The sequence below is a fragment of the Pseudoalteromonas sp. SR43-3 genome, assembly GCF_014163875.1.
Lineage (GTDB): Bacteria > Pseudomonadota > Gammaproteobacteria > Enterobacterales > Alteromonadaceae > Pseudoalteromonas > Pseudoalteromonas distincta.
Window position 1 is genome coordinate 111722 of record NZ_JACJEC010000010.1, and the last position, 14712, is coordinate 126433.

General features: G+C 39.3%; 13 protein-coding genes. 4 read left to right on the top strand and 9 right to left on the bottom strand.

Annotated elements, in window-relative coordinates:
• Nucleotides 1-15 precede the first annotated feature (15 nt).
• Entirely contained in the window at nucleotides 16-903 is an 888-nt protein-coding gene (locus H5088_RS12970; RefSeq protein ID WP_182753165.1) for a LysR family transcriptional regulator, read from the top strand.
• 95 nt (nucleotides 904-998) lie between these two features.
• Here the strand turns inward: H5088_RS12970 and H5088_RS12975 are convergent, their stop codons facing one another.
• The 3 genes from H5088_RS12975 to H5088_RS12985 form a co-directional block, all read right to left on the bottom strand.
• On the bottom strand, nucleotides 999-1379 hold the full coding sequence (locus tag H5088_RS12975) for an STAS/SEC14 domain-containing protein (protein WP_182753167.1): 381 nt from the start codon (nucleotides 1377-1379) through the stop codon (nucleotides 999-1001).
• Between the two features lie 121 nt (nucleotides 1380-1500).
• Nucleotides 1501-2193, bottom strand: a complete 693-nt coding sequence (locus H5088_RS12980) for a cupin domain-containing protein (protein WP_182753169.1) — start codon at nucleotides 2191-2193, stop codon at nucleotides 1501-1503.
• 49 nt (nucleotides 2194-2242) lie between these two features.
• On the bottom strand, nucleotides 2243-2863 hold the full coding sequence (locus H5088_RS12985; RefSeq protein WP_182673696.1) for a glutathione S-transferase family protein: 621 nt from the start codon (nucleotides 2861-2863) through the stop codon (nucleotides 2243-2245).
• A 389-nt stretch (nucleotides 2864-3252) separates the two neighbouring features.
• Here H5088_RS12985 and H5088_RS12990 point away from each other — a divergent pair, with 389 nt between their 5' ends.
• On the top strand, nucleotides 3253-3771 hold the full coding sequence (locus tag H5088_RS12990; RefSeq protein ID WP_182694099.1) for a TetR/AcrR family transcriptional regulator: 519 nt from the start codon (nucleotides 3253-3255) through the stop codon (nucleotides 3769-3771).
• 84 nt (nucleotides 3772-3855) lie between these two features.
• Here the strand turns inward: H5088_RS12990 and H5088_RS12995 are convergent, their stop codons facing one another.
• The 5 genes from H5088_RS12995 to H5088_RS13015 form a co-directional block, all read right to left on the bottom strand.
• On the bottom strand, nucleotides 3856-5325 hold the full coding sequence (locus H5088_RS12995) for a carbon starvation protein A (RefSeq protein ID WP_004334688.1): 1470 nt from the start codon (nucleotides 5323-5325) through the stop codon (nucleotides 3856-3858).
• A 259-nt stretch (nucleotides 5326-5584) separates the two neighbouring features.
• Nucleotides 5585-6502 carry a carbohydrate kinase gene (locus tag H5088_RS13000; protein WP_182719939.1) on the bottom strand — a complete coding sequence of 306 codons (918 nt, stop codon included), beginning with the start codon at nucleotides 6500-6502 and terminating at the stop codon, nucleotides 5585-5587.
• A 14-nt stretch (nucleotides 6503-6516) separates the two neighbouring features.
• Nucleotides 6517-8028 carry a mannitol dehydrogenase family protein gene (locus H5088_RS13005; protein WP_182753171.1) on the bottom strand — a complete coding sequence of 504 codons (1512 nt, stop codon included), beginning with the start codon at nucleotides 8026-8028 and terminating at the stop codon, nucleotides 6517-6519.
• Nucleotides 8029-8088: 60 nt separating this feature from the next.
• Nucleotides 8089-9810 carry a cytosine permease gene (locus tag H5088_RS13010; RefSeq protein ID WP_165723387.1) on the bottom strand — a complete coding sequence of 574 codons (1722 nt, stop codon included), beginning with the start codon at nucleotides 9808-9810 and terminating at the stop codon, nucleotides 8089-8091.
• A gap of 372 nt (nucleotides 9811-10182) precedes the next feature.
• Nucleotides 10183-10857 (bottom strand): HAD family phosphatase, encoded by a 675-nt coding sequence (locus H5088_RS13015; RefSeq protein ID WP_182753173.1) that lies wholly within the window; start codon nucleotides 10855-10857, stop codon nucleotides 10183-10185.
• Between the two features lie 427 nt (nucleotides 10858-11284).
• Here H5088_RS13015 and H5088_RS13020 point away from each other — a divergent pair, with 427 nt between their 5' ends.
• Complete coding sequence (locus tag H5088_RS13020) at nucleotides 11285-12811, top strand: catalase (RefSeq protein WP_039488381.1); 1527 nt, start codon at nucleotides 11285-11287, stop codon at nucleotides 12809-12811.
• A 98-nt stretch (nucleotides 12812-12909) separates the two neighbouring features.
• Complete coding sequence (locus tag H5088_RS13025; protein WP_004334678.1) at nucleotides 12910-13425, top strand: ankyrin repeat domain-containing protein; 516 nt, start codon at nucleotides 12910-12912, stop codon at nucleotides 13423-13425.
• 56 nt (nucleotides 13426-13481) lie between these two features.
• On the opposite strand, the gene yddG is transcribed toward H5088_RS13025, so the two are convergent.
• Nucleotides 13482-14402: an aromatic amino acid DMT transporter YddG gene (gene yddG, locus H5088_RS13030; protein WP_182753175.1), complete on the bottom strand. Its 921-nt coding sequence runs from the start codon at nucleotides 14400-14402 to the stop codon at nucleotides 13482-13484.
• Between the last annotated feature and the right edge of the window lie 310 nt (nucleotides 14403-14712).

The following is a 14712-nucleotide window of genomic DNA, read 5'->3' on the forward strand; positions in this document are numbered from 1 at the left end:
ATATAGGCAAAGTGAATGGATAGAATTATTGCAGCTGATGTATTTATAAAAATTGTAGAGCAGAAAAGTCTAGCCGGTGCTGCCCGTGCTTTAGATATGTCTAGATCTATGGTTACACGGTATTTGAATCAAATGGAAAAGTGGGCAAATACCCAACTACTCCATCGGTCAACAAGAAAAATAACACTCACGTCTGAGGGTGAAAAAGTACTTAATCATAGCCGAGAGCTCATTGCCATCGCCCAAAACATCAGTGCGCCAATAGAAAGTAATAACAGATTAAACGGGCAAATTAGGTTGTCGTGCTCGCCTTTTTTAGCACATGATGTACTACCAAATATGTTGCAACAATTCTTACACGCTCATCCCGAAGTCAGTATTGATGTACAAATTAGTAATCACGTTACAAATTTGGTAGAAGAGCGAATAGATTTAGCAATTAGAATTACCAATGACTTAGATCCTAATATAATTGCTCGCCCACTTGGGAAATGCCATTCAGTATTATGTGCAAGCCCAGAATATTTAGAAAAAAACTCTAAGCCTATAACTACGGATGATTTGAGTCGCCATAACTGTTTAAACTATTCACGGTTTGAAAAAAGTATGTGGCATTTTTCACACCCTGAAAACCCCGTATCTGTAGCGATTGCTGGTAACTTCAGTGCTAATGATTCGAGCTTACTGTTAAAAGCTGCTCTTAATAATCAAGGAATAACTCTACAACCTAAGTTTGCTGCGCAGAAATATATAAATAATGGAAAGTTAATACATTTACTACCACACCTTAAACCACAAACTTTGAGCATATACGGTATTTACCGCTCTAGGAAACATCAGTCACTTGCACTTCGTTCATTTATTGATAGCTTAGTAACGTATTTTGATAAAATTGATACTTAACAATAAGCGAAAACTATTAAACGTTCGCTATAAGTCCTTTATTTAAGAGTTGAAATAGCGCTTTGTAAGCGCTATTTTTTGAAAGAAGGGATTTATTATTCGTCTAACCAATCTATGGCAGCGGTAGCATTTTCAAAGTATTGAACCTCACCCGATATAAACCAGTTACCTATTTTTGCCATTCGAGCTTGCCACTCTTTATTACCGTAAATAGCTACTTTTTTAAATTCTTTAGAGTGTTTAACACCTAATTTTAAGTCATCCCAGGCTGCGCGTAATTCCCAACCTTCAAGTTCGCTACCATCTATTAATGCATTCACCACTGGGAGCTTAACTTCGCCAAGAGCTGAGTTTATCATTGGGGTAATTATTTTGTAGTCGTCGTGAGTAAGCGTACCAACGGCTTTAAGTTTTAAAAAAAACTCTCTTCCTGCACGTTCAAGACCAATAGATAAACCATGTGTTGTGTGTACCATTACTGCTCTCCTTAAATAGGCTGAGTGGTAAAAGTACACCTTCTAAAATTAATTAGTCCTGAACTAAATCAATAAATAGTCTTGAACTAAATTAATAAATAATCTCAAATAAACGACTCAATCACGCATTTTGTACGCGAGATATCTGGTTTTCTACATCAGTCAAATGACCCGTTTTAAGCCATACTTTTGCACCATTACTCCCCGCTTTAACGTTAACGGAGCTATTAATAGGCACTCTTAACCAACTGTTTTTTACAAGGGTATCGGCTTGCTCATCAAATGAGCCTTCAAGTACTAGCAGCTCAGCTCCGCCTTTTGCGTTTATAACCATGCAGACGTTGGGCTTAAAGTGCAACAAGCTTACCTCTTCAAAGTCGTCTTTGTATAAAGGGGTTACGGCAACATTTTTAAAACTAGGATGCACCGTACTTTGCATCAAGTTTGTTTGTAAACGCACGTGGGTTCGATCATCTGGCTGAAACTGCCATAATTTTACAAATATAACGCAGCCATTTTCAGACCCCGGCTTATGCTTTGATTGCGGTGGATTACGGATATAAGAACCTGCCGCAAAGTCACCATGCTCATCTTGAAATACCCCTTCAAGCACAACAAACTCTTCACCGCCTGTATGTACATGCGGCGAAAATTCACTCCCAGGTGCATAACGAACAATGGTCGTTGCGCGAGCAACTTCGTCGCCCACTCTATCGAGCGCTCGCCTATCAACGCCCGCCATTGGCGATGCAACCCACGGAAGTGATTCGCTATGTACCACAACTCGTTTACTAAAAACGGCAGCTATTTTCATATTTGGCTCCTAAGCGTAACTTCACTTAAATTTTAAACTAATAACCTAATTAAGCTGCAACACTTGGGCGTTTTGCTACTTTTTCTTGCCATGCAACTAAATGGGTTAACTCATTCGGGATTGCTATTTGTGCAAATCCAGCAAATACCATCCCAGCATACAATGTAATATCAGCAATACTAAACTGCTCGCCGCCAACAAACGCCGATTGCGCTAGTACATCATTAAAATAGCTAAACCCTTGGCGCGCTTTTTCGCCTTGTTTTTCACCCCAAGCCACATTTTGATATGTTTCAAGCTCAGGACCTAAGCCATCAGTTGCATGATGAAAGTAAGTTGCCACAGCGTCAAGCACCATAGATTCTGCACGCTTTTGCATCATGTTAATTACTGCACGCTCTTTTGCGGTTTCACCCATTAAAGATGGGCCTTCAAATGCGGTATCAATATACTCAGTAATAGCGGTACTTTCTGATATAAACGTGCCGTCATCTAGCTCTAATACGGGTACACCTGCTAATGGATTTTTAGCTAAAAAGGCTTTTGTTCTGTGTTCACCATTTAATAAATCAACAGGTACAAACTCAACATTTGAAGTGGCATTTTTTTCAGCTAAAGCGATACGAACACGAAGTGGATTTGGAAAGTTTTCTACATCATAAATTTTCATAGCAATCTCTATCTTTATTGTTTAAAAGTGAGCCAATGGCGCAACCTACCTACTGGTAGGTAATTTTTAATGTTAAACCAAATTTAAGTCAACGTTTAAATTATTCTAATTTATAGGATTTAACTTAATTCATAATAAAATTAGGGGGTTGCTTAAAAGTAAAAACGCTTGTAAATAACTACCTACTGGTCGATAATTTTGCTGTACCAATTGCATTAAATAAGTGATCCATTATTGCGCTAGGAAAATAGCGCAATAACAAGGCGAAAATTATGATATGCAGTTATTCTGTATGAATAATTTTTAACGCAGTTAGTGAGTTATTTAATGCGATACAATGATCATGTTTTTAATAAAACTGGTATTACTGCAGATAGGAAATATTAAAAATGAGTAAAAAAGAAGCTTTATTAAAAGCCGCTGAAAACAAGGTGCGACTTGGCGGGTACAGTAATTTTAGTTTTAGAGAGCTAGCCTGCGAAGTCGGCATTAAAAGCGCCAGTGTGCACTATCACTTTGCGACTAAGGCCGATTTAGGTGCAGAGCTTGCTCATCAATATACTAATTCTTTTTTAGCTGCGTTAGGCGAGCCAAGCGAGCTTAAAGCAAGCGGTAAAAATCCTATTGATGTGTACACTCAGCTTTTTAGACGTGCATTAGTAACCGATAAAAAAATGTGTTTATGTGGGTTACTAGGAGCCGAAAGCGATAGCCTTCCAGATAAAGTACGCCTTGAAGTAAAACGCTTTTTTAATCAAAACCTAACATGGCTTAGCGCTGCACACTTAACTAATGGTGAGCCTAACCCCGCTCAAGCAGCTATTCAAACAGTGAGCCTGCTTGAGGGCGCTATGATGATAAGCAAAACGCTCGACGATAATAGTTACTTTGAACTTGCAACTCAGTAATACCTAAATTTAGTACACAAAAAAAGCGAGCTATTGATTATCAATAGCTCGCTTTTTTAATGCTTGAAATAACTTATGTGATTATTAAACCGCTGTTGGTTTAACTTTATGCTTAGAGTGCACAATTGCTAAAACAATTAAGCCAATCACTGTTACTACAGCGCCAATAGGTTTACCTAAATCGCTTGATAAGTTAAGACCAATTGCTGCAGTGCCAATATAAGAAACCGTTACCGCTGTTGCTATAACAGCAGGTACACTGGCAATCCAATGGAATGTACCACGGTCAAACAAGTACTTAGTGGCAAGCCATAATACGCTTGTAGAAAGCAGCATGTTTGAAAATGCAAAGTAGCGCCAAATTAATGAGAAATCGAGCTTCGTCATAAAGTACGCTATAGCAAGTATAGGCACCGCCACTAGTAAGCGATTACGTAAGCTTTGTGGAATATTAAACGCATCAACAACAGTTAAACGTAATGAGCGGAACGCTGTATCACCAGAAGTAATTGGGAATACGGCTACTGCAATAATTGCCATTATACCGCCAAATACGCCTAAGTAACTGTTAGCTACATGGTTAACAACTAAGCCTGGACCACCTTGGTCAAGCAATGCTTTTAAGCCTGCGTAACCATCTGGGAACGCTGCAATACCAGCAAGTGCCCATACACAACCTACAATACCTTCACACATCATAGCGCCGTAATAAACTGGACGTACGTATTTTTCGTTAGTTAAACAGCGCGCAATAATAGGCGCTTGAGTAGAGTGAAAACCACTAATAGCACCACAGGTAATTGTTATAAATAACAATGGCCATGTTGGTAATCCATCTGGGTTTGGCTCTAAAAAGTCATGTGCGTGATCAGCTTCAAAGTAAGCTAAAAAGTCACTTGGTACAGGTAAGTGCGGCGCATTAATAAGTAATGAAATAGCAATTGCCACTGTCATTACAATCATTAGCGCACCAAAAATTGGGTAAAACTTAGTGATAATTTTATCAATTGGTAGCAAGGTAGCTAAAAAGTAATACGCTAAAATAGCAAGTACCCAAAAGGTGTTGTTTGCCAGTATTGTACCTTCAAAAAAATCAAGGTTACTTAGCAAACCTGCAGGGCTCATAATAAATACTACACCTACAAAAAACAGTAGCATGGCAGTAAATACAAGCATAAAGCCTTTAAATACGACGTTGTAATAATGGCCTGCGATTTCTGGTAGGCTTTTACCGTCTTCTTTTATACTCATTACACCTGAGAAGAAGTCGTGTACAGCTCCACCTAAAACATTACCAAGTACAATCCATACTAGTGCAACTGGTCCGTATAAAGCACCTAAAATTGGGCCAAATATTGGACCTACGCCAGCAATGTTTAAAAACTGAATTAAAAATGCTCGTACAGGGTGAATAGCTACGTAATCAACACCTTCGCTAAAGCGTTTTTGTGGTGTGTCAGCAGTTGAATCCAAACCGGCTTGTTTTTCAACAAATGGGCTGTAAAACTTATAGCCCAGTATTAAAATAGTGAGGCAGATAAAAAAGATGATCATAAAGCACGTTTCTCTTTTTGTATTTTAGTTATAGAGCGCATTGTGTGTCGCCCCGCCTTTTCAATTCGTGAATAATCGACGAACGATAACAAAGCTTTAACCCTCAAACAATAAGACGTTTAGCTAATACAATAATCGATATAAGCCACTATTTACGCAACCTGCGCACTTAACACTCACTTATCGCCTATGTCTTATTTTAGGCACAAAAAAAGCGGTTAAACTTTTACGTATAACCGCTTTCACACACAATGTTTTTTTAAAGTGGGTTCATAAACTCACTAATTTGTTGATGCGTTAAAGTAGGTGTTGCACCAGAACTTTCGGCGACCATTGCTCCAACGGCACATGCAAAGTCAACGGCATATTGCGCGTCGTCGTTGCTACAAAGCTGATAAATTAACGAACCTAAAAACGAATCCCCTGCGCCAACAGTGTCAATTACGCTAATTAAATAACCTGAATTATAAAAATTCTCGCCTTTGATTGTTAATAAAGCACCGTGGCTACCTTTGGTTACACATAAGTAATCGGTATTTGTTTGCTGTGCTATAAACGCTAAATTTTGTTCAAGCGAATGAAACTTACAACCCATCGCTTTTGCAATTTCGTATAGCTCTTCATCGTTTAACTTAATAAAGTCTGCTTTATTCATTAAATTTACAAGTATTTCTAGCTTGTAATGCGGTGCACGTAGATTTACGTCAAATACTTTAAAGTTTGCTACATCAACTAGTTGATTTAATGTTGCTAAAGACGCTTCGCTTCGCCCAATTAGGCTGCCAAATACAAATACATCGCTACTTTTAACTTTACTAAGTAACTCATCGGTAAGCGCTATATTATCCCACGCAGAGTCTGCCACTATTTCATAACTTGCAGAGCCACCACTGTCGAGCGTTACCTCAACCGTGCTAGTTTTTTTGTCACTATTAATAGCAATGTATTCGCAGCTTACGCCTTTGCTAGTAATTTCGCCTAGTAACTCAGCGCCTAACTCGTCGTTACCAACAGCGCTGATCATGTCGGCTTTAATGCCAAGTGAGTTAATACGCACACACATGTTGAGTGGCGCGCCACCTAAGCGTTTACCTGAATCAAAACAATCCCACAGTACTTCGCCAAAACAGCTAACACTTACGTTTTCGCCTGATTTATGATTAATTAAAATGCTCATAATTAGTTACTCTTTTAATCAAGTACAGCCTGCATAATGGCTTTAATTTTACTATTAGGTGCATACAACGCAGCAATCGACTTTTTATATTCAGCAGTAAACGTTTCGTTATGCTCAAGCTTACCAAACAAGCTCGTTAACTTTAAAAATGCAATCGGGCTAGTTTGAGTCTCTTGCGCGTAAGAATTAAGCTCTTTGTGCATCGCATCTTGAATTTCAAGTTGCTCGCCGTTTTCACTTAAACCTTTATCGCTGTACAAACACCAAGTAGCAATAACAAGCGTTGCCAGTGATACATCGCGACCTTGTACTAGGTTTTCGTTAATTGTGGCAATTAAAAACTTAGGCAGTTTAGCTGAGCTTTCACTACAGATACGCGCTAGGCTGTCTTTAATATTAGGATTAGCAAAACGCTCTATTAACGTATCTTTGTAGCTTTCAAGGTCAATGCCTTCAAGTGGTTCAAGATTTGGGGTTACTTCTTTATCCATAAAAGCACGTAGGTATGTGGCAAATAATTCATCCGATACCGTTTCGTCAATAGTGCCGTAGCCATGGATTGAACCTAATAAACCAAGTACAGAATGCCCTGCATTAAGTAAACGTATTTTCATGGTTTCATAAGGCGTTACATCAGTAACAAACTGAGCACCAACAACATCCCAATTTGGACGAGAGTCACTAAATGTGTCCTCTATTACCCATTGTGTAAACGACTCACAGGTAATTGGCCACTCGTCGCTAACACCATATGCATCAACCACGTAATCAATATCACTCTTTTTAGATACCGGTGTAATACGGTCAACCATCGCATTTGGAAACGATACGTTTTGCTCAATCCACTCACTTAGGTCTTTGTCTTGCTCTGTAGCAAAGGCTAAAAGCATTTTGCGTGTTACGTTACCGTTGTGCTGAATGTTATCGCACGACTGTACTGTAAACGCGCCTAGGCCTTGCTCTTTACGAAGTTTTAACGCAGCAGTAAGGTAACCAAACGCTGTAATTGGGTAGTTTGGGTTATTAATGTCGTTAATAATATCTGGATTACTGTAATCAAACTCGCCCGTTGCAGGGTTAAAGTTGTAACCGCCTTCAGTAATAGTAAGCGACACAATTTTAGTATCGCTGTGCGCTAGCTTATTAATTACCGCTTGTTTGTCCTCTGGAGCAAACAAAAAGTCGATCATTGAGCCAATTACTTTGTTATCTATTGTACCGTCTGGGTGTCTAACAGTAAGCGTGTAAAGGTAATCTTGCTGCTTTAAAATATCACGCAGACCACGGTTACCCTCTAAAAGGCCAACACCACATATACCCCATTGCTCAGAGCCCGGAGTTTTTAAAAGCTCGTTGACATACACTGCTTGGTGAGCACGATGAAAACCGCCCACACCAATATGTACAATACCGGCTTTAACTGCGCTACGGTCGTAGGTTGGTGTATCAACATGGCTTGGTAATTGAGCCAAGCTCTGTTGGTTTAGCCCTGTAACTAGAGCGTCAGTGTGTTGGTATTGTGTCATGGTGTGACCTTACTAAACAAAGATAAAATATAAATTACGATACTGTATTACGATAAGTAATTACGATGCTGTATTGAGTACTTTATGGCGTTTTAACGACCAGTACGCAGTAACAAAATAAATAACAGTACAAATAAAACAGGCTATTTCGAATTGCGATTTATTAGCGCTGTACATACTCATAGTTTCACTGAAAAACATCACTTGGCTGGCAAATATAAAAATAATAACCAACGAAACAGTAGAAACCGCGTTAAGTACTTTGGTAAATACAGAGCTGTCAATTACTGGCTTTGGAATGTCTTTAGCCTCAGCTGCTTGATATTCTTTAATATCACGTTGCTCTTGCTTTTCTGCTGCAATCTCTTGTGTGTAATCGTCACCAGCGCCGTATTTTTTAGCTAAAAGCGTGTAAACAGCAATGGTGAAAATCCATGTAGGAATAAATAAGTAGTAAAACGACATTACATCAATTGCGTTTAAGCCAAAGCCAAACACAAGTGCTAACGCCCAAGATGCTATAGCCGGTACGCTGCGGGTAATATTTTTATATTTAGCCCAGTAACGTGTTAGGCCAATTTTAGGAAATAACACATGCTCAGCAAACACAATGCCGCCTACTGGTACAACTAATAAGCCTGCGTATGTAAGTAGCGGAAGCATTTGAGAAAATACAAACGGGAAACACGCAATAATTACGGTTACAACACCTACAATAGCGGTGGTGCGTTCACGTGATTGATTAACAAATATAGATTGCGCTGCAAGGCCTGCACGGTAAAGGTTTGCGTTAGCTGTAGTCCAACCGGCAATAATTACAATAACAAAACCAGTCCAACCTAATGCATGGTATGCAACATCGCCCGGATCAAGTGATGAAATAGTTGTTTTAAGTAATACCGCAACACCTGCGCCCATAATACCGGCAGAGATCCACGCTAAGTAATGACCAAAAAACATGCCCACACCAGAAAATAAGCCATAGCTTTTGCGTTTAGCAAATCTAAAAATAGCCATGTCGATTAAACCAAAGTGAGTAATTGAGTTAGCAGCCCATGCAAAGCCAATAACTTCTAATAGGCCTATGCCCTTTTCACCATCGGCATTGGTGCCCGTCCATATGGAGGAGTCGCCTATGGTCATAAAGTCGCTAAAGCTAGTTAAAGAAGTAGAACCTAATACGTGATTTGAAAGTTCAGGGAATAACGCGAACGAACCTGCAATAAATATAACAAATAGCCACGGCGCACACAGTTTCGAAAAGTCAGCAACCGTAGAAAAGCCATACATCGCAACAAACACAACAATAGAGCCAACAGCTAAAACAATGGCTACAAACCAAAAGCTATTTGGATACCAATCAAGTTGCGCTGGTATATCAAACAAAAACCGCACGGCGGTGGAGGATACCGTGATCATCGCGGCCGATATAACACTAAAAATAACCACGTTAGCCCAGTTATAGAGCTTGGTCATTGAGTTACCAGCAATTTTGTTTAAGTAGTTATATAAACTTAAGCGGGTTTCTACTGCAATGGGTGCAGTAATCAGCCACCAAGAACACATTGCTAACAGGTTACCTATTAATAAACCCAGTAGAATGTCGATGGTTGAAGCGCCTAATGCAACAAACGTTGCACCAATAACAAATTCAGTAGCCGCAACATGTTCGCCGGCGTATAGCCCTGCAAAATGTTTCCAGCCGTGAAGCTTATTATTAGCAACAGGAAGTTGCTCTTCGTTTACATCTTTAAATGTTTGTGTGTGTGGACTCGTTGCCATGGTATTTCCTATTGTTAACAGCAAAGCATTTGATACCAATCTGCATAACTATTTGAATAATTTAACGAGTTAAATTACCCCATAACGTCGTTAAAAATTTTATATTTAGAACAACTAGATATAAAAATTTTTGCCTAGTTACAGTGCAATTTTCTTATCGTTAAATAAACCCCATATTCAAGCAGATTGGTATAGTACCTAAATACTTTGCCTTTTATAATTTGGCTTATAAACGCATGATGTTTTGCCACGTTTTGTTTTATTTTTAGTAAAGCAAAACCATCTACATTTATATTTTGCGTTTGCTTGCCTGTCAGTGTGTAAGGCGAGCAAATCACGTTAAAAACTTTGTTTATTTAAAAAGCTGCGTGTTTACTGCTTTTTAAGTGCAGGGTATGCACTAAAAAAATCTTGCCAATGCGTTAAATGATCAACATTTGGGTAAGCACTGTGTACATGATTAACAGAGCCTTGCATATGTTGCCCACCGCTGTAATGCAGTACTTGCATATTGGCGTCAATCCCTGCATTTACGCCGGCTTTACTGTCTTCAATTACTAAGCAATGCTCTGGCTTTACACCCATTTGCTTAGCTGCATGTAAAAATAAATCAGGCGCCGGTTTACCACGCTTAACTTCGCTGCTGGTAAAAACCGTATCGCTAAAGTACTTACTTAAACTCACTACGCTCAACGCTTTTTCGGTGCGTGCTGGGCTGCTGCTAGTAGCAATACAAATAGGCACAGCTAAATTGTTAAGTACGTCTTTTATACCGTCAGTCGTGGTTAGTCCGGTTTCAAATTCGTTTAATAGTGCCTCGCGGTAGTCACCTTCAAAGCTTTCAGGAAGAGTGACATTAAATGCATCCGCTATTTTTTGGCTTACTGTTTTAAAGTTGCAGCCTAAAAAGTGTTGCTGTACATAAGCGCGGTCAATCTCAACGCCTTTTTCAACAAGCATATTAATGAGTACTTGTGCGCTTAAAATTTCGCTATCAATAACAACGCCATCACAATCAAATATCACTAGCTCAATATTAGTATTCATCTTGTCACCTTATTAACACTGTTTGGTTTAGCTAATTTAAGTATAACGAGTTAAGCGCGATTAATATTGTGCAACTGTTTAGTGCAACTCAGCAGTGGGCATAAGCTCACTGGTTGAGCATATTCCCTTTATTGTGCGAATATGTCAACACACTGTAAGTATAAAACGCACCAGCTTGGTGAAAATACCGCCAGATAAAACTAAAAACCTTTGTATTTAATAAATTTTATAAAAGCATATTGCGACTAAGGTCGTAGTAAAAAAATTACATTAATGTAAAAAGTGTATCTGCAAATTCATCTCATCTGTTTTACAAATCACATCAATCTAATTAATCAGTTTTACCGAAGTTAATAAAATTAATACTATCGTTAACAGATTAACAGCCTGCACCACTGCCGGCACTTTTAAATAGATGAGGTCGACAATGAATACTCAAATAAACAAAACAAAATTAACACTAACTGCACTGGCACTTGCAATGGCATTACCGGCAAGCGCAGCAACAACTCTTACTAAAGATAACGGCGCAGCTGTTGGCGACAACCAAAATTCAATTACTGCTGGCGAACGTGGCAGTGTATTACTAGAAGACGTGCAACTAATTCAAAAACTGCAACGCTTTGCACGTGAGCGTATTCCTGAGCGTGTTGTGCATGCTCGTGGTACCGGCGCACACGGTGTGTTTGTAGCATCAAAAGAGCTAGACGATTTAACAATTGCAGCACCGTTTGCACAAGCTGGTAAAGAAACAGACGTATTTGTTCGTTTTTCATCGGTAATTCACTCAAAAGGCAGCCCAGAAACACTGCGTGACCCACGTGGCTTTGCAACTAAGTTTTACACAGACCAAGGTAACTGGGATTTAGTAGGTAACAACTTACCGGTGTTCTTTATTCGCGATGCGATTAAATTTCCAGACATGGTTCACTCGTTAAAGCCATCACCGGTTGATAACATTCAAGATCCTAACCGCGTATTTGACTTTTTCTCGCACGAACCAGGTTCTACACAAATGCTAACGTGGGTTTACAGCGACTACGGTACACCAGCAAGTCTTCGTAAAATGGACGGTTGGGGTGTACATGCATACAAAATGATTAACAAATCGGGCGATGTTAAATACGTTAAGTTTCATTGGGTAAGCCAACAAGGTATTGATAACCTTGACGCAAAAGAAGTAGCTAAAGTGCAAAGCCAAGACTTCCAACACTTAACACGCGACCTTTACAGCGAAATTGGCAAAGGCAATTTCCCTAAATGGGATCTGTACATTAAAACGCTTGATCCATCGCAGCTTGATGACTTTGATTACAACCCGTTAGATGCAACAAAAATGTGGTTAGACATTAAAGAAACTAAAGTAGGAACAATGACCCTAAACCGTATGCCAACTAACTTCTTCCAATCTACGGAACAAGTAGCAATGGCACCGGCAAACATTATTCCAGGTATTGAGCCATCAGAAGACAGACTATTACAAGGTCGTATGTTTTCTTACGCTGATACACAAATGTACCGCCTAGGTGCTAACCACCAGCAACTGCCAATTAACCGTGCAAAAGTTGAAGTGGTTAACTACAACCAAGACGGCGCAATGAATATTGGTAACACTACAAGCAATGTGAACTACCAGCCAAGCCAAGAAAACGTAGCTGAAAACCCAATTGCACGTAGAAGTAACACAGAGCTAAAAGGCTTTGTACAACAAGCTGCGATTAAAAAGCAGCAAAACTTCGCGCAAGCAGGTGTTATATACCGTGGTTTTAGCAAGCAAGAACGTACAAACCTAATTAATAACCTAGCAGGCGATTTAGGCAAAGTGCAAAACAGCAGTGTTAAACACAAAATGCTTAGCCACTTTTACAAAGCTGATAGTGAGTACGGTACACGCTTAACTAAAGCTGTAAACGGCGACCTTAAAATGGTTAAACAACTAGCCGCTAACTTATAAGCAACTAGTTAAAAGCAATTAGTCCCAACTAAATAGCTATTTAAACCACAATCATGAGGAAGGAATAAACCCTTCCTCTTTTATAAGAGACAATTGTTATGCGTAATTTATTAATTATAGTCGCTCTATTTCTGAGCTTTACCAGTAGCGTTTACGCTCAAAATACATCAGATACACAAACACCCAGTACGCAATCTGAAACCCAACATTCTGCAAAAACTCAATACGATAGCTTATTTGCTTATTACTTTGCCGCAGCACGCACAAACGACACAGCTGTAATAGAGCAATTTGTAGATGCCGGTATTCCTATCGACAGCTACAACAATAAAGGCTACACCGCGTTAATGATTGCTACTTACCATGGTAATAAAAACACGGTTAACACACTTTTACACTTAGGCGCTAATGCCTGTCTAGAAGATAACCGTGGCAACACAGCGCTAATGGCCGCTATTTTTAGAGGTGAATTTAGTATAGCTAAAACACTCGTATCACTTGATTGCGATAACGCGCATCAAAACAAAGCCGGTCAAACAGCAGAGCAATTTGCACAAACATTTGGTCAACAAAAAGTTATAGAGTTACTAGCGCAGGTAAATAATGCAAAATAATCTGCACGCAACAAAAAACCCTAAAATAATAGGGCTTATTTTTAATAAAATTAGCCTTATGTTGCAGACGCTATTTGAGGTTGTTTAGGCTTTTCTCGCGTTACAAAATAGCAAATTAGCGAGCCCACTGTTACCAGTACAACCCCTTGCCAAAACGAAGCGCTCAGCGTAATAGATAAATACAACGCCGAAATAATAGTAGAAAACACCGGTGTAAAGTACGAAAGCGTCCCCAACAGCATTAAGTTACCGCCAATTATAGCTTGATTCCACAGTGCATAACCGCTCCCCACTACTACACCAGCTAATAGCAACGTTATGCTTGAGCCCAGTGAAAACGTTAATGGCGCTTCATTACTAAAACCATATTGCGCCCACAAGCTCATTGCCGTAACCGCAAAAAATAACGTAATGGCATTTTTACCATCACTCAGCTTTTGCGTTACTACGCAATAAATAGCCCATATAAACGCTGCAGCTAATGCCATTAAGTAAGTAGCAGGATTATCAGCAAAGTTAGTAACAAGCGTATCGAGTGACATTTTTTGATCGCCTGTAATACACCAAGCAACGCCTAAAAAAGCAATGATCATGCTTGGGTAAACCCAGTAACTTACTTTTTTACGACCAATAATAATAGAGAGCAATATAGTCAGCGTGGGCCATAAATAATTAATAACCGCCATTTCCATTGCCTGATGACGGCTGTTTGCCATACCAATAGAAAGCGCCAAGCAAATTTCGTACGATACAAATAATAAAGTACCTATTACCAAGTAACGTTTCGAAAAACCACTAAACTTGGGCACTCCCATAACCAAAATTAAAAATATCGCACTGACAGAATACATAGCCGCCGCACCACCAATGGGGCTAAACAACTCAGAAATATCCCGTAGTAATGCAACTAAGCAACTCCACAGTAATATGGCCGCGACTCCATAAAGCGTGTATTTATTTTTGCTTATAAAATCCATTTGCCAATCCAAAAGTACTACTCGTAAATTTGAAACTAAACTAACAGTAATTATTTAATTAAACAATAAGGGTCTGTTGTTCTTTCAAGGTTGAATTTGCAGCAGTCTGTTTGGTATTTAGGCAAGGCAGAGCCTATATAGTGTGGTTATTCCCCATTAATGGGCGATAACGTAGCATTAATGCCAAACAGGCGCTGCCCAAAGGGCTGACGAATCCCCAAAACGTGACAGGCACAGCAATTTATGATCTTATGTAAATCACCACAACCCACATAAGTCACAACTGCTATGCCTGAGACATCAGTTTGCC